Origin of the sequence: Natrinema salaciae, from assembly GCF_900110865.1 — an archaeon.
In the GTDB taxonomy this organism is placed as follows: Archaea; Halobacteriota; Halobacteria; order Halobacteriales; family Natrialbaceae; genus Natrinema; species Natrinema salaciae.
Genome location: NZ_FOFD01000001.1, coordinates 156490 through 175652 on the forward strand (window position 1 = coordinate 156490; position 19163 = coordinate 175652).

Consider the following 19163-nt stretch of genomic DNA (forward strand, 5'->3'; position numbering starts at 1 on the left):
AGCCGACGCATACGTACCCAGACGGTGTGTCTGCTCGAGTAGCATTTCCGTCGCGGTCAGTAGCGAGGAACTCGACGCACCGCCGAAATATACAGGGCGAGTCCCCTCCTCGTTGGCCGTATGTCACAGACTGTGGACGACCTTCGGAACGAGATCCGGCTGGCTGTGGGGAGATACGAACGACGGGAATCCACTGCCTTCACCAAAGAAGCTCTCGCTGCAATCTGTGACGCCGTGGACTACGAGATCGATACAAACCGTCTACCTCCCAAGCCACAGATGCGGGCGGGGATTCTCTGGAAGATAGGCGTGTTAGAAGAAGATACCCCAACCGAAACAGAGAGTCCCTTCCGCAAGAACGAGCTCAAATCTATCGCGGACTCGCTTCAGAACGAGTAGCGAAGCCGAATCAGCCATTCGTAGCGGCGGCAAACAACGAGAGAAGGAGCAGTGCTACGCTCAGTGCGACGAGATGTGGGGAGGCCGTATCCGTGAGGTTTGTTCGGGTGCGTAGCGCTGTGGCGATTATGAACGTCGTGACGGCGCCGAGAAAGCTCAGGATCGATCCGAAGACGCTCGCGGTATATTGTGCGCGGACGGCTGGCCGATCGAGCGTGTAGTGGAAGGCGAAGAGATCGACCCAGGGAGAGTCGTGAAACGCGCGCAACTCGGTCTCGTAGACGGGCGTGATATGGTGGAAATCGGGCCCCAGTCCCCAGATTCCACCGAGCACGACGAGCCACAGCGGTATCCACGGTGCCAATCGGTATCGGAGCGCGACGGGTGTTACAAGCAACAACAAGAGCGATGCGCCGACGAGATAGTGGGTGATTGCAGGTGCCATCAGTGTGCACCGGTTGTGAGGCCGGTCGAACGAACCGGTTCGACAGTCGCAGGCTTCAGTAAGAGCCCTGTAATGGCAGGGGTGAGTGGCCTTGAGGGTGTCCGGTCTTCGACGGAGTCCGTGGACGGCTGTCGTCTCCGGTACGATTGCTCGAAACTGTATTCGGAAGTGACCACCGAGGACCGCTCGAGAAATCCACCGACAGCTACTCGCCCTACCAAAAACCGTCTACGTGATGTGTGGGTGTCGTGTTCCGAGAGAGTTACGCTCTCTCGAGGGTGGGTTCTACCCGGTGTCTCCGGTTCGCTGTGGACGCCAGCTGTCTCCGGGTTTCGTTCTGGTTTGCTCGAGTCCGGGGTCTCACCCGGGCTGCATCGGTGGGACGGACGAGCCGACGTTCGGTGTACTCGAGACCGTTCTGTTGTACAGACCGTGAGTGACTACCGGTGATCTGGGACAAGCGCGCCCAGCCATCGTCTTCTCCCTCTGCTGCTCGAGTCTGTCGAACGAAAGGTCCATGTACAACTGCTGTCACACTCTCGTTGAATGACGGCCGACGCCCGCGAGACGGTACGGACGTTCCTGGATGACCGACCCGACGGCGAGCACGCGCTCGAGGCCGTCCTCGCGGTCGACGCGGAAGGCGAGACGTGGACGTTCGACGACGTCGCCCTCGACTCGGGAACGTTCGGCGAACTCGTCTCGAGCGGTGTCGTCGAAAAGGTCGACGGTGAGTATCGAGTCGCGGACCCCGCGGTCGTCGAGGCGGTGGTGGCGGGCGACGAACTCGCGGTCGAGGAGTCGCCGGACGACCGCGAGCTCTCGCTCGAGAGGCTCCGAGACGCCGTCGATACGCGGGCGCTGACGGCGCTTCTCGGTGCGTTACTGGTCGTCGCGATCGCCAGGATGACGGCGTACCGATCGGTGTTCCAGGAGGGCTACGTCGTCTCGCCGGGGAACGATCCCTACTACTTCCGGTACCGGATGGCGGAACTGCTCGAGGAATCGTCCGGCCCCCTGGACTACGGCGTGCTGGCGGAGCCGCCGGCCGGCTCCTTCCAGACGCGCCCCCTCGCCCACGCGACGAACTGGTTCGTCGCCGAACTGCTCGGCGGCGGGCAGGGAGCCGCCGACGCGGTCGCGGCGTGGCTCCCGGTGATCGCGTCCGTCGCGCTCGGACTCGTGATTTACACGCTGACTCTCCTGCTCACGCGCGACGTTCGCGTCGGGATCGCGTCCGTCCTCGTCTTCGCCGTGACGCCGATCCACGCGGTCTACACGGGGCTCGGCTTCGTCGATCACCAGCTTCACCAGTACTTCTGGCTCGGGATCACGCTGCTGTCGCTGACGTGGCTCGCCGTCGACCTCCAGCGCCGACTCGAGCGCGGCGGGAGTCGCCGCGCGATCGTTCGGGACCACCTCCGACGGCCGACGACGTGGCTCGTCGCGCTCGCCTTCGGCCTCTCGGTCGCGGCCGGTATCCACGCCTGGGGCGGCTCGCCGCTGCTGTTGCTCCCGCTCGCAGCCTACGTCGGGCTGCGAGTCGCGCTGGATACGCGAGCCGGTCTCTCGCCGGCTCGAGCGAACCTGCCGCTGCTCGCGGGGCTGGTCGTCGGGAGCGGACTCTCGCTCGCCCTGCACCACCGCTGGGGCTGGCACGCGGAGTTCGTCGCGACCACGCCGGCGCTGGTGCTCGGCGGTGCGATCGCCGTGACCGCGCTCGGCGAACTCTGGCGGCGGACGGACGTCCGCCTGGGCGGGTTGCTCGCGCTCGAGGGGATCGTGGCGGCCGGCGGCCTCGTCGCGTTTCGGCGGCTGCAGCCCGCGGTGTGGGCCGACGCGATGAGCCGCGTCGACGATCTCTTCTTCCGCGAGGGCGCGACCGAGACTGCCTCGCTGTTCGCGACGGAGTACGCCGTCATCTTCGGGCCGATGTATCAGCTCGGGATGGGGTTCTACGTCGCGCTCGCGGTGCTGGCCTGGGTCGTCTGGACCGTCGCCCGCCGGTACGAGCCCGGCTGGTTGCTCGTCGGGACCTACGCGGGATATCTGCTCGTGCTGGCGGGGATTCAGGTCCGCTTCGCCGGCCAGCTCGCGATTCCGCTGGCCGTGCTGACCGGGCTCGGCTTCGTGCAGTTGCTCTCGGTGATCGAACTGGCGCGACCGCCGGTCCCGTTCCGGGATTCCGAGTTGGGAGCCGACGGTGCGCCTCGAGACGGCGCGTCGGTCGCCGCCGACGGCGGGCGGCCCGAGCCGTCGGTGTCGGTTCCCGACGGCCGGAAGCTCGGCTACCTGGTCGGCGTCGGCCTGCTCGTGTTCGGGCTGAGCCTGATCTACGTGCCCGGCCTGACGGCGAACGTGACCCACAGTGAAGCGCAGGTCGAAGCGGTGAGCGCGATCGACGACCACGCGGAGGCGGCGAACCGGACCTACCCCGCGAACTACGTGCTGAGCGACTGGGGCGACAACCGGATGTACAACCACTTCGTGAGCGGCGAATCGCAGAGCTACGGGTACGCACAGCGCAACTACGCCGACTTCGTCTCCGACTCGAACCCCGACGGCCGGTACGACCAGTTCGCCGGCCGCGTCGGGTACGTCGTCGTCACCGAGGCCACGGGCGACGTGCCGACCACGAGCGCGCAGGCCCAGCTGCTCGAGGCGTACGGCGCGGGCGGCAACGGGACCGATGGCCTCGCACACTACCGGGCGCTCTCCGTCGACGAGGACGTGGCGGCGTTCGCGGTGGTTCCCGGGGCGACGCTCGAGGTCAGCGGTGAGCCGGGGGCGAACGTGACCGCCGAGACGGACGTCTCGGTGTCCGGTGAGTCGTTCACCTACGAGCGATCGGCCGCCGTCGATGGGGACGGCCGGGCGTCGGTGACGGTCCCCTACGCCGGCGAGTACGCGGTTGGCGACCGGACGGTGAGGGTTACGGAGGGCGACGTGCTGAACGGGAGTTCGGTCGCGCTCGAGGCGTGATTACGGTCTGGTTCGGTCACCACTGCTCTCGCGCGCAATCGCTCTCTCACTCCCGTCTCCGACTACCGTTTGGGGAGGGTCTCGCCGTTCCAGTAGCGATCGTCTGTCCCAAATAGGGGCTGAAATCAGTTTCCGAGAAACCTGTTTAGCTCACGGAATTCTTCGGGCGAGAGAATAACCTCGGTGTCGAACGCATCAAATCGTTCGAAGTCGTCGTCGATCGTCAGAACGGTATTCACCCCTTCGTCAATCGCTACCTGCGCGTAGTACCCGTCCCAGCCACCAACGTTTGCGTTCTTCGCCTGAGATAACCCTCCCCGAACGATGGCTTCGGATATTCCGTCGTACCACTGGATTCGCTTCGCGTCCATAAAATTCTGGAGGAGCCGAGACGCATCCGCGTTTGACCGTCCGTAGTACGTCGTCAAGACGGTATGTGCTCCGAACAGCGCGGGATACGGAACGACGGCAGTTATTTCGCCGGCGATAGCATCTCGGACGTACGAGAGCGCAGCATCACGAACAGGTGCCTCCGTATGTGCGAGGGCGATCACACCGACATCGAACAGATACGGGCCACCGGCATCACTCATCGCTGTTTTTCTCCGCTCCGCTTCGGACAGCGGCTCTGTGCTTTCGGGCGATCGGGTCGGCGACTTCGTCAAGCGGCATCGTCTCCCCACGCTCCGGAGCCGTTTCCTCGACGAGCTTCTCCATTCGCTCGAGAATCCGTTCGGGATCGTCTTCGGGCTCGACGACCGCTTTCCCGTCTTCTTCGTGGATCGCTACTTCCGTCCCGGGAGTGATACCGAGACGTTCTCGAACGTCCTGCGGGAGGACGATTCGCCCTTTGGAATCCACTTTCGCCATGTTCCCACTTGGTGTGGGAACGAAATAACCGTTTTGGGTGGCAGCGATGGCAACCGGCTTCGCGAAAACGCGCAGTCACGCTGGATTGGCGATCAGTGCACTCGTCAGGGATCGCGCAGTCCGAGACTGCACTCGAGTGCAGTGTCGACCGCCGTCAGTCGCTCGTCCGGTATCAACCGGCTCACGGAAGCGTATCGCGTTCACGGGGACGTCTCGAGCGACGCGTCGGAACAGCGGCACCGTGGACAGCCGTCGTCTTCGGACGCGTTGCGGCGGGCGTCCTCGTCGTGGACTGCCGCGGACTGCTCGAGCGGGGGACCAGCAGCTACCGACCGTGCGATCGACCGCTCGCGAACCGTCGGTTCGGTGGTGGCGGTGGAGAGTGGGGCTCTCTCGAGGGGACTCGCTCGGCGCCGTCCGCGGTCAGCCGTGGACGTCAGCTGTCTCCGGAAGCTGGCGGTCGGCGTCGCTCGGTGTCGTCGTCTCGCCCGGGATCTCGGCGTCCGACGGGAGGACGAGTCGCCGTTCGGTGTACTCGAGGCCGTTCTTGCGCTGGGTTCGCTTGCGGACCGCCAGCCGGTGTTTGGAGAGGTCGAGGATCGCGTCGATCGTCCGGGAGACCAGCTTCTTGGCGTAGGTCTCGCTGATGCCCTGTTCCTGGCGACGAATCCAGTGTTTCAGCTCGCTCGCCGCCACGTACTCGTCGACGCCCTTGCAGCCGCGAGTCCAGGGATCGTCGCCGACGGTCGGGTCGGTTCGCGCCCGCCACAGTTTCGCGGCGAGTCGCGTCGGGAGCGCGTTCGTCGTGGACCGGCGCATGTCCTCGTCCATCCGGGCGAGTTGCTGGATCGGCAGGAGATCCCCGTGGGCGAGCGCGGTCGTTCCGGACCTGTCCAGCGGATCGTCGTGGTCCGGGAGGCGGTAGTAGCGCTCCCCATCCGTCTTGGTGACCCGCTCGAGCGCGTCGTCCGCGACGTCGATCTCGTGGACGTCGACGTTCGCCTCGCGGAGGTGCGCGCCCTTCTCGAGTTCGCGCGCCTGGAGCTCCTCGAGCCGGGCCTTGTTCGCCCCCGTTCGGTTGCGGGTGGCCTCCGCGAGCGCCTCGACGCGCTCGAGTCGCCGGTCGTTCGTCTCGCGGTCGTCGACGGACCGCTCGACGGTCTCGGTTCGGGACTCGAGCGTTTTAGTGTGGGACTCGAGGGTTTCGACACTGTCCTCGAGTTCCGCGATCCGATCCGCGAGCCGGTCGTTCTCCGCTCGCAGGCTCCGGAGCTCGTCGAGGAGCGCCTCGAGCAGGTCGCTCTCGAGAGGGTCGGCGTCCAGGCTCTCGAGCAGTTGCTCCGCGTCGGTGGGGTTACTCATCGGTCTCGCCCTCCTCGTCGGTTCGGCCGTCCTCGGTCCGTCCGCGGTCGCGGTCGTCCCACTCCGCCCGCTCGAGCGCCGCCTCGATCGGTCCGGACACCGTCGTGATCCCGTCTCGTCGGTCGGTTCGTCTCGGCACCCGCCACCCCTCGCCCTCGAGCAGGTCGCGTCCCAGCCACTCGAGCTCCGCCCGGAGCTCGCGACAGTGGCGTTTTGCTTTCAGTCTGGTCGTCTGGTCTACGGTTTCGTCGTCGGTTATGGTCTCGAGCAGGTCGGTGATCTGGGTGTCGAGGTGCTCGAGGATCGGTCGGTAGTCGGTCGTCTGGCGCTGCGATTCGTCCGGTCGGTCGGGGCTTTCATTACCCCGTGTATCGTCGTTCGACATGGCTTCCGTAGGCTGGTTACGGGAGCTTCTCGCGGACTGGTGGGGCTAACACCGGTCCGCAATTCTGCGACTCACTCGTCAGAGAGCCGCATGTTGCTTCCGTGCTCGAGACAATGTACCCGTGTGACATAAATCTTGACTACGAACGTGGTTTTGTCCAGACCACGTAGGTGGTTCAGTACCCTGCGGATAGTACCGATTTTTCCGTTGGGCTAGCAGGATATCGTGAATAGATGGTAGAGCGGGTTCCCTGGATGTCTCCTGTCGACTACGAGATTATGCTCTTCTTCGACGAGCATCCGATCCAGGTCTCTCCGCGGGTTCTTGCCGCAAACATCGACTACGATCGCCAGTACGTGAGCAAGCGGTGCAGGACACTCTCCGACGCCGGATTGCTGACAGCAGTCGAGACCGGGCTCTATCAACTGACGGAAACAGGTTGTGACTATCTCGAGGGTGAGCTCGATGTGAGGGACCTCGAGATAGAGGAGTAACGCTGTTCAACGACAGCTCAAGAATCTCAACGCGCTCAATGGATTCGACTCGCCAACCCTTCGGCGCTCCAGTGCTTGTATCATCTTGGATCACTGGCTTGTCGGGCCTTTTGGTCTCTCCTACAATGGTTTGGTTGAATAGTAATCTGTAATCCTAAATTACAACAAGTCACAATTAGTATGTGGAATGAGGTAAATTTTACTATGAGGTGGAAGCAACAACTCTTGATCACAGAGACAAATCGAGATTGAAAAGAGCTTCAAACGAAGCCTATTTCATAGTGTGCTCTCACAACTAATACGATGAATAAAGAGTTTTCGCAGTATTTCATACAGATGAATTAAAAAATTTTTGCACATCTTAAAATATGAATTATAGGAAATTAATTGGGGATGTGGGTTTTTCATCGGCAAGGACTATTTTATCCTTATCTAGGGGAATATTGCTAATACCAATAATAACCAAAATATTTGGCGCAGATCTTTATGGACTTTGGTCCGGGGTTCAAGCTATAATAATAATTTCAGCAAGTATTGGCGGGCTACACCTTCATGGAGCATTAATTCGTTACCTTCCACAGGGATCAAAAGATGACGGAATATTCAGTACCGTTCTGACACTTTCTTTTCTTACTGCTATTCTTACTAGTTTGATTCTTATTTGTTTGGGTATCTTGGGAGTATTACCCGATATAGGTCAATCTAGTTCATGGATAGTCACTGGTTCAATAGCTGGTGTAGTATTCGTAAAGATCGTTTCCTTAGTCATTCTTAATTATCCTAGAGCGATCGGGCAAGTGAAAACATACGAAATCATTCAATCGTTTCATCTACTTATTGAATTATTTGCATTAGCAATGGCATTCACACTAACAGGCGATATTGTAATAGCTCTACTTTCAGTGATATTTACAACAGTTCTTGTAGACTTGATTGTCGTAATATACTATAGGCCACCGATTAAACCAGATTTGGATTATAGGAGTATAAAAAAATATCTGGAATACAGTTTACCAATGCTGCCGAAAGAGATGGGAAGTCGAATTATTTCTTCAGCAGATCGGTATCTACTACTATTACTTCTGTCACCTGCTTCTGCAGGGATTTATGCTGTAGCATATAGTCTTCCAACTCTCTTAGAAAAATTCACAGGAGTTCTAACGCCAACTCTATATCCATCCGTGACGGAAGCATGGGAAAACGGAAATATCAAATCCCTCACCAATTTTTATACGGAAGTATTGCGGTGGTATACAATAGCTGCTTTTCCGATGTTGGCAGGTATTTCAATTTTGGCCGAGCCAGCACTAAGAATGTTATCAACACCAGCTGTTGCATCCAAAGGTTGGATCTTAGTGCCTCTTCTTGGCATTGGGTTCATGGGCCGAGGATACGATAATGTACTCATCTATATTCTAACTGCTGCAGAGGAAAACGTGAGAATAGCAAAAATCACAACGTTGGCCGCTTTTTTAAACACAATATTAAATATAGTTCTAATACCAACTATAGGATTATTTGGGGCAGCAGCTTCGACTATCTTTGCCCAAATTCTTATCGCAAGCTATGTCAGTTACTGGGCACACAACTATGTCCCCTTTCAGTTCCCAATTATGTCTGCTATTCGGTCTTTTACTGTGACAGCAGTAATGTTATTAGTACTATTCGGATTGTCAAATACCATATCCTGGAAATCTCAATTAGTGGTCTTTCCGGTTATTGGGTTCTTAATATATGTGGCAGGTCTTAGTCTAGTTGGTGAGATATCTAAACAAGATATTCAGAAATTTTATTCAGTGGTAGCATAACTGACCGTATCATAAGAAAGATTATTAAGACCGAACAAGATAGGTGTGTATGTGTATTCATTACGGCAACTGGCTAAAGGGATACGGAAGCCAAGGATGGCCTCACTCGAGATAAATAGACAATTCCATCGGCTGTTTTCGACTAATAACGAATCATCTAATGTATTCGCGGAAGATTGGGATAATCTCATTATTTTAGATGGTTGCAGATACGATGTACTATCGGAAACTGACTTCGTAAAAAAAGCGGACGATTTTACTTCGCGGATATCTTCTGGGTCTAACTCTGTAGAATTTCTCGAATCAAATGTTAACGGTAACTATCTTGATGATGTAGTCTGGGTCAGTGCAAATCCATACGTCTCTGACCATCGAGAGTCTATATTCAAAGTAATTGATGCGTGGGATGAAGGATGGAATGACAAATGTCGAACTGTACTACCGGAAACAATGGTTGAGTATGCTAAAGAATCAGCTGTTGAGTTCCCGGATAAACGGCTAGTTGTACATTTCATGCAACCACACTATCCATTTATTGGCCCAACAGCTCAAGAATTACCCCAGCATCGTACCTTCACTGGTGAAGGGCAAACTAATGATGATCCAAAAGACATTTGGAAACATCTTCAAAATGGAGCCGTAGATAGATCACTTGTTTGGAAGGCATATACTGAAAGCCTGCAGAAAACATTACCATATGTTGATGACTTGGTGGAAGAATTACGGGGTAGAACCGTTATAACAGCAGACCATGGAAACGCCTTCGGAGAGCGAGGTTCACCGATCCCCATCTCAATCTATGGGCATCCACCAGGCCTTCGAAATAACGCCCTTGTGCGAGTTCCGTGGGTGGTCTTCTCCAGCAAAGATCGTAAAAATATTGTCCCAGATGTAATTGAAAGTAATAGTTCGGAAATATCGTCAGATATAAAGGATCGATTGAGGGACCTTGGCTATGTGGAATAAGATTTGGAAAGGTATACAATATCCATCAAGGATCCCATTCAAAATTGATAGATGTCTCGGGACGATACGAGCAAAGTATGAGTTCCAAAGTAATTCGCAGATATCATTGTTTTCCAAAATTACTGCGCCTCATCTGGTAACCATCGGGCCAAATACTGTAATCGATCCGTTTACAGTAATAAAACCACAACAATCCTCTGGTATTGATATTGGCGAAAATTGCACACTACACGAGTTTGGGTTCTTAGCAGGGAATATTGAGATTGGGGATGGTGTGAGAATTGCACAAAAAGTAAGTATGCATTCTTTTAACCATCAGATTGACCCGGAATCTCCAATTCACGAACAAGATTTAGAACACGGAAAGATAACAATCGGAGATGACGTTTGGATCGGCTGTGATGTTACTATACTGAAAGATGTAGAAATCGGGAAGGGGGCAGTAATAGGTGCAGGTTCAGTTGTAACAAGTGATGTTGAACCTTATGACATTGTGGTAGGAAATCCAGCTGACAGGGTTGATACACGGAAATGACCGCAATAGTGTGGTTAACAGACAATAGGGTTCAGTTCTCTATCAACTATTCATCTATCTCAGATGCCGTCGAATACACCTTCTCGATTTTTGGGAGTACTTGATCAGCTTGATATTCATTCGATTTCAATTTTGCATCCTCAGATATTTGATCGAACCTTTTGTTAGTGATTATATCAGAGATGGCTGAGACAAACCCTTCGACAGTACCATCTGTGATTACACCACCATTCCCTAATATCGATCTTATATCACCATAGTCGCTCGAAATAATAGGCGTCCCAGTAGCAAGAGCCTCAAGATAAACTCTTGCGAGAGGTTCATCCCAAATACCCGGGTAAATGAACAAGTCATGATTAGCATAAATAGTTGGCAATTTTTCATTTGGGACAAACCCCATAAAGTCTACTGAATCTCGAACACTAAGATCATGAGCCTGTTGTTCCATCCTAGTGCGTAGTCCTCCTTTGCCGACAATTGACAAAGAGACCTTTTCATCAACTTGTTCTTTAAGCTTACTTAGTATCGGAATTAGTTTGTCCACTCCCTTTTGTTTTTCTAGATATCCAACATACAATATATTATACGGGCTATTGAAATTGCTCCTGTGTTCCATACGAAACGTTTCATTCAGAGGATGTGGGATGACATGGATTTTATCAGCAGGAAATCCGAAATCAACATAATTACTTTTAACATGTCCAGAAGGCGACCGGAAGAAATCGATGTGACTAGTGTCAATATTTTTATCTTGTAGGAGTCGAAGATTCCCAAGACGGCTCACTATCCGATAAGGAGTGCTAAATTCATCATGGTCCGAGCTAGTGAGACTTACACATTTTGAGCAACGGAATAGCGATTTCTGTGTGCATTTTTCTTCATCCATATAAAGTAAATCATTCTTAGGACAAACTGCACCATAGGCGTTTAGTGTAATTCCAACTGCTGATGATGTCCTTTGTCCGATGTAACTCATAGCTGGAATCACAGTAGATAGGTAACAATTTATCACATCATATTTGTCGAATTCTTCAACTCTGCTTTTTAGAGCTCTATTTAGCTTAGTGTTTGTGTGAGGGGGGAAGTCTGGCAAATATATATATTCAAGTTCAAGACCAGAGGGTTCTTGACGTTCCTTTGGAGGTTTCTCTGTACAGTAGACGGTAACATTATGACCTCGATTTGACAATCCAGTAACAACCTGAGTGGCTGTATGGGTCGCCCCGGTTCCCTCGTCACCAGGCCAGCTGGGATGAATAAATGCGATCTCCATTAATCTTATTTACCAGGACTGATTCTTGTTTGGGTAAGAAGTTATCGGTACCACCTGATGGCTGTCGATTTTATGCAGACACTTTAGCGTTATCCGAAGAAATATTTAGTGGCCAAGAGAGAACCGGATATGAATACAGTTGACCGCTTGAAGCGGGCATTTAAGAATCCACAGCTGTTTGCGAGGGGGCTAAACCGTGCATACTACCGCCGTGGAGGACTTCGATCAGAAAATACTGCTGGAATAGATGTATTTGATCAAGATTGGGATACACTTGTTATTCTTGATGCGTGCCGGTACGATCTGTTTGAGCAGGTTAATCATATCGAGGGAAAACTCGCCACGAAACACTCTAAGGCATCTGCGACATCTGAATGGCTTCAGGCAAATATCGATGGCCGTGACCTGCTCGATACGGTATACGTCACAGCGAATCCCCAACTCGAGCGCAACCGAGAGAGGTGGGATGTGAACTTCCACGAGATCATTAATGTTTGGCTTGACCAAGGCTGGGACAAGGAGACCGGAACTGTACTTGCGGACACGATGACCCAAACTGCAATAGAGACATACGATCAATTCCCAAACAAGCGCCTTGTTGTCCACTACATGCAACCACACTACCCATTCGTTTCAGCCAACACAGACTTCGATAAGAAACATCTGGTGTCTATTGAAGATAGTAACGATTCTGCTGTTGGCGAAAATATCTGGAATCAAATATTCATTGGAGAACTTGACCTATCTCGAAAAGAATTGTGGGAGCTCTATGCTACAAACCTTGAATACGTACTGACTCACGTCAACGATCTTCTGAGCATAGTTCCCGGGAAGACTGTTATCACGTCCGATCATGGGAACTACGTCGGCGAACGGGCATTTCCAATTCCGGTTCGGGAATACGGCCACCCTCGGGGTCTGTATGGCGATGCTGTAATTCAGGTGCCATGGCTAGAGCACACACGTGGAGAAAGGCGAGAAATTGTGACGGGAGCAGACAAATCACAGTCACCAGATATTGAATCGGAAACAGTGAAAAACAGATTGCGAAATCTCGGCTACGTAGAGTAAATCTCCGGGTCCTCTACCTCCGTGATTCTATCGATGCAATATCCCATAGAGAGTGCTATAGTAGCGGAATGTAACGATACTCCGATAAAGGTGAGATCATTAAATAGTTGAACGAATAGAAATGAAAGAAGTAACATTGGAATTACTATTGAGTCATATCGATCACATTGGCGTATACCGTCAAATATAGTACTAATATATAACAACAGATAGACGAAGCCTCCGCCGAAGCCAAAGGCAACAAATGCACGGATGAATGAATTATGGATATTACCCGTTTCTGTTGGAGTATATGGTTGAGTTGCATCTACTACGTTACCAAAGCCGTATCCCCACCAGAGTTTATCTTGAAGGGCATATACACCGGCAATCCACCGCGTTCGTCGGTGATTAAGAGATATTTCCGTCAATGCTTCAGGACCAGGCACAACAGAAAAAATCATTAGTAACAGTAAAGATAGCAACGACAACCCCGAAATTGTTGCAGTCATAAGTAGTCTACGCCCCCCAATCCGATAGACTACATAGCCACTAAGGGTAACGACAAAGGCAACCCATCCAGTTCGATAATTGGAAAACGCCAACCCGACGACATTAATAGTGAAGAATAGAATTTGCAGTCGACCTTTGTCTTTCTGTAATTCGGAAAGAGCTGCTATTGATCCAACCAGTGTAAGGAAACCCAGTGCATTCGGATTCACAAAAACACTAGTAATCGGTTTGAGTGAAGGATACCAGTATATATTTGCACTCCAGAGAGACAGGTCAATGAAAGCAGTCTCGATTCTAAGGCCAAAGTAGGGGAGAAATCCGATACTGACTATTACTGCACTTAATCTACTCGCCGCAGCGAGGAAGTACTGCAATGGTATGATTTTTGGTATAACAAAGAGACTTGTTCCAGTAAATATGAGAAACGAGACATACCGAACAACTGTTCCACTTGAAAGGTTCAGAATGGTGCTTACCAAAATGAAATCTGATAAAAGGAAAAATAATAGTATGTGCTTTTTATTCACTTTAATATCCCAACCATGGTGATGAATATATAAGAGTGAGGAGAATGAGTAAACAAGGAAGACAACTACATAAGAAATACCTCTTGATACTGCCGTATGTTGAAGGATTATCGCAGAAAATAAGAAGAACGGTAGGACCAATGATGCAAATGAGCGGAATGTAATTGTGTTTGTCTGAACCAAAATAGCCATCAATAGTATACCTCTAATCTTTGAACAAGAAGTTTGCCATTGTTCGGTAACCAATAAAACCATGACGGAGCAACTCATTTTGTAATCTATGCAGGTACTTGTCTTTCTTAATAAAATCAACCATACCTCTATTCCGTTTGAGATATCGACCCGAATCGCGGCTATTACTGACGTTGAAGTATCGGTTCTCTCGTTCTATGATGAAAGTCCCGAGAAAATTGATCTTGTTGAAAAGGTAGAACATCTCCCGGTTCAAGTTCGCTGTCTCGGCGGAAGATCCAGACTCGATTGTGAGGCCTGGGCCCATTTCCAGCGCGAAATCATCCAAGATTTCGATTTAGTCCATGTTCACCATAATTTCTCGGGATCAATCGCTAGGATATTAGCGAAACAACAAGGCATACCTGTTATTGATACTGAACACCGAGACCACAACTCATTTTCACTACTGCAAAACTTAGTCAATGGTCCAACATTACCACTTGCAGATCGTGTCGTGTCAAATTCACAAGTGACTGAGGATTCCTTCAAATGGTACGAGCGTCTCCTACTTAATGATAAAGAACTCAAAGTAGTACATAATGGGGTTAACATAGATCGAATTCAAACCATTGTAGAGGAAACTCCCCGTTCTGATGACGAGAGTACATTCCGTATCTGTACAGTCGGGCGGATGGTACCAGTCAAAAACCAATCAACACTACTACGTGCATTCAATTCTGTCGTTGAGCGACACCCATCCACAGAACTCCTCCTTGTTGGAGATGGACCGCTCCGTAAGGATCTAGAATTACTCGCACATGAGCTTGAAATCGCTGGCAAAGTCCGATTCACTGGAGAAGTTCCACGAGACCGTGTGTATGAACTTTATGCGCAGAGCGATCTCTTTGTGATTTCTTCCTTTGCAGAGGGTTTCTGTGTTGCTGCTGTTGAAGCAATGGCTGCAGGACTCCCAGTCGTAGTTAGTGATATTCCCATCTTTCATGAAGTGATTAATAAGTGTGGCAGCTATGCTGACCCAGAAAAACCAGAACTCTTTGCGGAGAAAATTCAGGAATTACTCAAAAATAAAGACTTGAGACAAGAAAGAAGTTCGATATGTCATGCACGCGCCCAAAACGAGTTTAGTCTTGAAAAGACAGCAATCGATTATTCAAACATTTATAAAGAGGTGGTGGAAGGTACGACACAATGACGGAAGTTATCGTTTTGGGCCTTGACGGTGCTACGTGGGAGGTTCTTATGCCATTTATTGAAGATGGTCTCCTCCCAAATATTGGCAACATAATAACAACTGGTCGTTCCGGAAAATTGGAAAGTACATTTCCACCGATTACAGCACCTGCATGGTTGTCAATGGCAACTGGACAGAACCCAGGAAAGACAGGTGTCTTTTACTTCCTTAACCGAGACGATCCTAACTCATTTGACTTCGAGCCTCTCGGATCAGACAAATTCTATGGAAAAAGCTTCTGGGATGTGCTGTCTGCCCGCGATCAATCTGTCGGTGTTTTCAATTATCCGATGCTGTACCCACCCTACGATATTGACGGGTTCATGGTAAGCGGACTCGGGTCGGATGCTGACGATACTATCACGTACCCGGAACCACTCGGCATGGAACTCGACAAGGTTACCGACGGGTATCAAGTGAAAGTCTCATACGCTGATCCGAAGTATCAGGGCCGTCCCGATGCCCTCAAACAGGATCTCCTCGAGATTATTGAAAAGCGAGAGCAGGCGATCGATTATCTGTTGAGCGAAAAGAATCCGGACCACTTCTTTGGGATTATCAGCGCAACCGACTGGGCTCAACACTACTTCTGGCGATATCACGACGAGGAACATGCCTTGTATGACCCGGAGGCAGGTCACGAAGATGCGCTACAGCAGATTTGGGAACGGGTAGACGAGACAGTCGGACTCGTTACCGAGCATGCTCGAGGAGAGGATGCGAATCTCCTCCTCGTCTCCGATCACGGATTCGGTCCTGTAAATCGGACCTTCCACTCTAATGAGTGGCTCAAGCAACAGGGCTTCTCGTATGCGGAAGAGCAGTCTTTGATCAATCAAACCCGAACGAAATATTTCCCATACCTTCGTCGGGTTGGGGAAGCGGTCGTCAGGTTTGCTCCCCAGCTGAACGACATCGGAAAATCCATCGGTGAGTCGATCCGCAGTTCGCCGGGAGATGGAATCGATTTTGATCGAAGTATTGCGTTCGCCCCGAGACAGAATATTACATGTGGGATGATCTATATGCTCACCGATGATCCCGACGATAAACGGGCTGTAATCGACGAATTGGATAAACTCGTCGATCGAAACGATGGCCCGGAAAGTATCGAAGTATACGAACCTGAAGATCTATATCATGGACCGAAATTAGATTTGGCACCCGATCTTCTGTTCGAAATCAACGGATTCGAGTGTGCTGTTGATCCCAGACCGACGGCTGAGAACAACGTTTTCTCCGATGGGTCGCCGTCGAAAGCACGGAACGGAGGACATAATCAGGAAGGCATTCTAATCGCGACAGGGCCGGATATTGGGACCGATGATGCAGCCATAGAGGCCGACATTTACGATATCGCACCGACATTATTGTATCTACACGACACCTCGATTCCCCAGGAAATGGATGGAAGCGTTCTCGGGGGGCTCTTTGAAGATGAGATAGTGGATGATCAGTTGATATCGACTGATTCGTTAGAAAATCTTGTTTCCATAGGAAAATCCTCGAAGCGGAAAGACGATCAAGAGGTACAAGAGCGACTCAAAGACCTTGGATATATATGACAAGTCCGAACGTAGTTGTAATTGTCCTCGACACTGCAAGAGCAGACGTGATTGCGTCGGGCATTCACAATGGTTTTCTATCAAACATTGATTCGATTCGAAAGGAAGGGGCGATATTCGAACAGTGTACTTCTGCAGCGCCGTGGACGCTCCCCTCACACGGTTCGCTCTTTACCGGGATGGCATCCTCGAAACACGGAGCACATGCCGATCACAAAGAGTTGAATAATACGCAGACAACGATTGCGGAGGTTTTCCAAGCCGACGGCTATGACACAGTAGCCGTCTCGAACAACACTTGGATCAGCGAGGAGTTCGGCTTCGGGCGGGGCTTCGAGGAGTTCCGAAAGACGTGGCAGTACGTCCAGTCTGACATCGACCTCGGTCGGATTGCACGGACTGAGGAGGGGATGGACAAGCTCAAATCACTTGGTCGGGAACTGTTCGCGGGGAATCCTATAGTCAACGTCACAAATGCTATCTACGGGCAGTTCGTCCGAAACCACTACGACGACGGTGCAAAACAGACGAACGAGTGGATCAGAAGTTGGCTCACTGAACGGACTACCACCGATCCGTTCTTCTTGTTCGTAAATTACCTCGAGCCTCACCTCGAGTATCGACCGCCGAACGAATTCGCAGAACGGTTTCTCCCCTCGGGTATCTCGTACGAGGAAGCGATGGACGTTCCGCAGGACGCGTGGGGGTACATCGCTGGAACGGTTGAGATGTCCGATCGCGATCTGGAGGTTCTACGAGGGTTGTATCGGGCAGAAATTGCCTATCTCGATCAGCAGATTGGAGAACTCAGGGAACTCTTGGAAGAGCAGAACGAGTGGGAAGACACGATCTTCGTCGTCACAGGCGATCACGGCGAGAACATCGGCGATCACGGCCTGATGGACCACCAGTACTGTCTCTACGATACGCTCCTTCACGTCCCGCTCTTCGTTCACGGCGGGCCGTTCACCGGTGGCCAGGAAATCGACGACCTCGTCCAGCTGACCGATATCGCACCGACGCTCCTCGATGCGGCCGGTATCGATGCGCCGGCGTTCCGCGAGCAAGCGCAGGGCCGATCCTTCCACCCGGATGCCGACACGGAGCCCCGCGAGTACGCCTTCGCCGAGTACATGGCACCGCAGCCGTCGATGGACGCCCTCGAGAAACGCGTCGGTGAACTCCCCGAGGAGGTGCGCAAATACGACCGTTCGCTGCGGTCGATTCGATCGACGGAGTGGAAGTACATCCGCGGGTCGGACGGCTCCGAGGAGTTGTATCACGTCGCCGAAGATCCGGGCGAAACCGAGAATCTCGTCGACGCGGAGCCGGAGAAAGCGGCCGAACTCGAGTCGGAACTCGACGCCTGGCTCCGGTCGTTCGACCACGCTGATACCGGCGGTGACGTCTCGATGCGCGATGAGACGAAAGCTAGACTCGAGGATCTCGGCTATCTGCAGTAGGCGATCGATCGGAGCCGATCGGTCGTCCGCTCGACGGTCGTTTGCCACGTGTAGTCGTCCTCGAGCGGGTCGACGTCGCGGTCGGCGGCGAGCCAGTCGGAGACGTGTCGCGCGATCGACTCTCCGCCGTCCATATCGACCAGCGTCCCGCGGCCGGCGACGATTTCGTCCAGCTGATCGAGGTGGGAGCAGACGGCCGGAATGCCGGAGCTGATCGCCTCGAGCACCGTTCGCGGCACACCTTCCGCCCGGCTCGGTAACACGAGGACGTCGCTGCTCCGGTAGACGGCCGGCATCTCGTCGTACGAGAGGTGGCCGAGGAAGTGGACCGACTCGGAGAAACCTACTTCGGCGGCACGGTGCTCGAGTTCGTCGCGTAGCGGTCCTTCCCCACACAGATAGAGTTGCGCTGTCGGATGGTCCTGCCGAACCCCGTGGAGAGCGTCGATTGCGGCAGCCGGACGTTTGCCGTCTACCAGGCGGCCCACGTACAGGACGACGGGGCCGTCGGTATCGATCAGCTCGCTTGTCGGTCCATCCGGGACGAATCGTTGCGTGTCGATCCCGTTCGAGACCACCGCGATCCGACTCGAGACGCCGAACTCCTGGACCCGCCGTTTGTCCGTCTCGGTGTAGCAGAACACGACGTCGGCTTGGTTGAACGTCCACCGACCGACGGACCGGAGATACAGATCGAAGACCCATTCGGGGGCGTTCTGGGAGTAGAGCCCGTGGTTCGTGATCGCGAGCGGAATGTCTCCCAGGAACCGTTTCAGGGCGGCCAGGTTCGTCGAGAAGTACAGGTGTGAGTGGGCGTGGAGCACGTCGAACGCCTCGGCGTCCGAGAGGTACTGCGCCAGTCCCGGACTGATGTCGTTCCCGAGCACGCTCACCGCGGGATCGTACCGGACCACGGTGTATCCGTCGCGCTCCTCGACGTGGGGCAAGTCGGAATCCGTCCGTACCGTCAGCACGGTCACGTCGTGCCCCATCGCTGCCTGATCGCGACTCATCGCGTGGACGTGGTACGGTCCACCCCCTTTCACGTCGGGATAGACCTTCTGTGCGACGCGTAGAATCCGCATTGGCGGTACGTTCTC

At 53.1% G+C, this 19163-nt stretch carries 17 protein-coding genes and 1 pseudogene; 10 read left to right on the top strand and 8 right to left on the bottom strand.

From position 1 onward, the window contains the following. Positions 1-120 precede the first annotated feature (120 nt). Entirely contained in the window at positions 121-399 is a 279-nt protein-coding gene (locus tag BMX07_RS00835) for a hypothetical protein (RefSeq protein ID WP_090612013.1), read from the top strand. Between the two features lie 10 nt (positions 400-409). On the opposite strand, the gene BMX07_RS00840 is transcribed toward BMX07_RS00835, so the two are convergent. Continuing rightward, complete coding sequence (locus BMX07_RS00840) at positions 410-844, bottom strand: hypothetical protein (RefSeq protein ID WP_090612016.1); 435 nt, start codon at positions 842-844, stop codon at positions 410-412. A gap of 546 nt (positions 845-1390) precedes the next feature. Here BMX07_RS00840 and BMX07_RS00845 point away from each other — a divergent pair. Continuing rightward, positions 1391-3826 (top strand): MFS transporter, encoded by a 2436-nt coding sequence (locus tag BMX07_RS00845; protein WP_090612020.1) that lies wholly within the window; start codon positions 1391-1393, stop codon positions 3824-3826. Between the two features lie 125 nt (positions 3827-3951). Here BMX07_RS00845 and BMX07_RS00850 read toward each other — a convergent pair whose 3' ends face one another. The 4 genes from BMX07_RS00850 to BMX07_RS00865 form a co-directional block, all read right to left on the bottom strand. Then, complete coding sequence (locus BMX07_RS00850) at positions 3952-4419, bottom strand: type II toxin-antitoxin system VapC family toxin (RefSeq protein ID WP_090612027.1); 468 nt, start codon at positions 4417-4419, stop codon at positions 3952-3954. After that, on the bottom strand, positions 4412-4696 hold the full coding sequence (locus tag BMX07_RS00855) for an AbrB/MazE/SpoVT family DNA-binding domain-containing protein (RefSeq protein ID WP_090612030.1): 285 nt from the start codon (positions 4694-4696) through the stop codon (positions 4412-4414). Before BMX07_RS00855 ends, BMX07_RS00850 begins: the two co-directional genes overlap by 8 nt. A 423-nt stretch (positions 4697-5119) precedes the next feature. Next, positions 5120-6058 carry a DUF8008 family protein gene (locus BMX07_RS00860; RefSeq protein WP_090612034.1) on the bottom strand — a complete coding sequence of 313 codons (939 nt, stop codon included), beginning with the start codon at positions 6056-6058 and terminating at the stop codon, positions 5120-5122. Then, on the bottom strand, positions 6051-6443 hold the full coding sequence (locus tag BMX07_RS00865) for a hypothetical protein (protein WP_090612037.1): 393 nt from the start codon (positions 6441-6443) through the stop codon (positions 6051-6053). The genes BMX07_RS00860 and BMX07_RS00865 overlap by 8 nt, the downstream gene beginning before the upstream one ends. Positions 6444-6676: 233 nt before the next feature. On the opposite strand from BMX07_RS00865, the gene BMX07_RS00870 reads away from it, so the two are divergent. The 4 genes and pseudogenes from BMX07_RS00870 to BMX07_RS25580 all read left to right on the top strand — a co-directional run. Continuing rightward, positions 6677-6937, top strand: a complete 261-nt coding sequence (locus BMX07_RS00870) for a MarR family transcriptional regulator (RefSeq protein WP_090612041.1) — start codon at positions 6677-6679, stop codon at positions 6935-6937. 368 nt (positions 6938-7305) lie between these two features. Continuing rightward, positions 7306-8745, top strand: coding sequence for an oligosaccharide flippase family protein (locus BMX07_RS00875; RefSeq protein WP_090612047.1), 1440 nt, complete (start codon positions 7306-7308; stop codon positions 8743-8745). Between the two features lie 96 nt (positions 8746-8841). Next, on the top strand, positions 8842-9711 hold the full coding sequence (locus BMX07_RS23480) for a sulfatase-like hydrolase/transferase (RefSeq protein ID WP_139210777.1): 870 nt from the start codon (positions 8842-8844) through the stop codon (positions 9709-9711). 361 nt (positions 9712-10072) lie between these two features. Beyond that, positions 10073-10219 (top strand): annotated as a pseudogene (locus BMX07_RS25580) (DapH/DapD/GlmU-related protein); the annotation flags it as partial. Between the two features lie 73 nt (positions 10220-10292). Here the strand turns inward: BMX07_RS25580 and BMX07_RS00885 are convergent. Next, positions 10293-11519, bottom strand: a complete 1227-nt coding sequence (locus BMX07_RS00885) for a glycosyltransferase family 4 protein (RefSeq protein WP_090612056.1) — start codon at positions 11517-11519, stop codon at positions 10293-10295. A 129-nt stretch (positions 11520-11648) separates the two neighbouring features. Between BMX07_RS00885 and BMX07_RS00890 the strand changes: the two genes are divergently transcribed. Then, positions 11649-12590 (top strand): alkaline phosphatase family protein, encoded by a 942-nt coding sequence (locus BMX07_RS00890; protein WP_090612059.1) that lies wholly within the window; start codon positions 11649-11651, stop codon positions 12588-12590. Here BMX07_RS00890 and BMX07_RS23485 read toward each other — a convergent pair. Continuing rightward, complete coding sequence (locus BMX07_RS23485) at positions 12578-13801, bottom strand: O-antigen ligase family protein (protein ID WP_139210778.1); 1224 nt, start codon at positions 13799-13801, stop codon at positions 12578-12580. The genes BMX07_RS00890 and BMX07_RS23485 overlap by 13 nt on opposite strands. 88 nt (positions 13802-13889) lie before the next feature. Between BMX07_RS23485 and BMX07_RS00895 the strand changes: the two genes are divergently transcribed. Genes BMX07_RS00895 through BMX07_RS00905 form a run of 3 tightly spaced genes read left to right on the top strand, consistent with a single transcriptional unit; the run spans position 13890 to position 18063 of the window. Beyond that, complete coding sequence (locus BMX07_RS00895) at positions 13890-14996, top strand: glycosyltransferase family 4 protein (protein ID WP_090612063.1); 1107 nt, start codon at positions 13890-13892, stop codon at positions 14994-14996. Further along, positions 14993-16600, top strand: a complete 1608-nt coding sequence (locus BMX07_RS00900; RefSeq protein WP_090612067.1) for an alkaline phosphatase family protein — start codon at positions 14993-14995, stop codon at positions 16598-16600. The genes BMX07_RS00895 and BMX07_RS00900 overlap by 4 nt, the downstream gene beginning before the upstream one ends. Then, positions 16597-18063 (top strand): sulfatase family protein, encoded by a 1467-nt coding sequence (locus BMX07_RS00905; protein WP_090612072.1) that lies wholly within the window; start codon positions 16597-16599, stop codon positions 18061-18063. The genes BMX07_RS00900 and BMX07_RS00905 overlap by 4 nt, the downstream gene beginning before the upstream one ends. On the opposite strand, the gene BMX07_RS00910 is transcribed toward BMX07_RS00905, so the two are convergent. Then, positions 18051-19148 (bottom strand): glycosyltransferase family 4 protein, encoded by a 1098-nt coding sequence (locus tag BMX07_RS00910; RefSeq protein WP_090612077.1) that lies wholly within the window; start codon positions 19146-19148, stop codon positions 18051-18053. The two genes, BMX07_RS00905 and BMX07_RS00910, sit on opposite strands and share 13 nt — an antisense overlap. Positions 19149-19163: the final 15 nt, after the last annotated feature.

Bases quoted from the DNA above. Each gene is read 5' to 3' on its own strand.
- BMX07_RS00835 (WP_090612013.1), top strand. From the start codon at position 121: ATGTCACAGACTGTGGACGACCTTCGGAACGAGATCCGGCTGGCTGTG.
- BMX07_RS00840 (WP_090612016.1), bottom strand. From the start codon at position 844: ATGGCACCTGCAATCACCCACTATCTCGTCGGCGCATCGCTCTTGTTG.
- BMX07_RS00845 (WP_090612020.1), top strand. From the start codon at position 1,391: ATGACGGCCGACGCCCGCGAGACGGTACGGACGTTCCTGGATGACCGA.
- BMX07_RS00850 (WP_090612027.1), bottom strand. From the start codon at position 4,419: ATGAGTGATGCCGGTGGCCCGTATCTGTTCGATGTCGGTGTGATCGCC.
- BMX07_RS00855 (WP_090612030.1), bottom strand. From the start codon at position 4,696: ATGGCGAAAGTGGATTCCAAAGGGCGAATCGTCCTCCCGCAGGACGTT.
- BMX07_RS00860 (WP_090612034.1), bottom strand. From the start codon at position 6,058: ATGAGTAACCCCACCGACGCGGAGCAACTGCTCGAGAGCCTGGACGCC.
- BMX07_RS00865 (WP_090612037.1), bottom strand. From the start codon at position 6,443: ATGTCGAACGACGATACACGGGGTAATGAAAGCCCCGACCGACCGGAC.
- BMX07_RS00870 (WP_090612041.1), top strand. From the start codon at position 6,677: ATGGTAGAGCGGGTTCCCTGGATGTCTCCTGTCGACTACGAGATTATG.
- BMX07_RS00875 (WP_090612047.1), top strand. From the start codon at position 7,306: ATGAATTATAGGAAATTAATTGGGGATGTGGGTTTTTCATCGGCAAGG.
- BMX07_RS23480 (WP_139210777.1), top strand. From the start codon at position 8,842: ATGGCCTCACTCGAGATAAATAGACAATTCCATCGGCTGTTTTCGACT.
- BMX07_RS00885 (WP_090612056.1), bottom strand. From the start codon at position 11,519: ATGGAGATCGCATTTATTCATCCCAGCTGGCCTGGTGACGAGGGAACC.
- BMX07_RS00890 (WP_090612059.1), top strand. From the start codon at position 11,649: ATGAATACAGTTGACCGCTTGAAGCGGGCATTTAAGAATCCACAGCTG.
- BMX07_RS23485 (WP_139210778.1), bottom strand. From the start codon at position 13,801: ATGGCTATTTTGGTTCAGACAAACACAATTACATTCCGCTCATTTGCA.
- BMX07_RS00895 (WP_090612063.1), top strand. From the start codon at position 13,890: ATGCAGGTACTTGTCTTTCTTAATAAAATCAACCATACCTCTATTCCG.
- BMX07_RS00900 (WP_090612067.1), top strand. From the start codon at position 14,993: ATGACGGAAGTTATCGTTTTGGGCCTTGACGGTGCTACGTGGGAGGTT.
- BMX07_RS00905 (WP_090612072.1), top strand. From the start codon at position 16,597: ATGACAAGTCCGAACGTAGTTGTAATTGTCCTCGACACTGCAAGAGCA.
- BMX07_RS00910 (WP_090612077.1), bottom strand. From the start codon at position 19,148: ATGCGGATTCTACGCGTCGCACAGAAGGTCTATCCCGACGTGAAAGGG.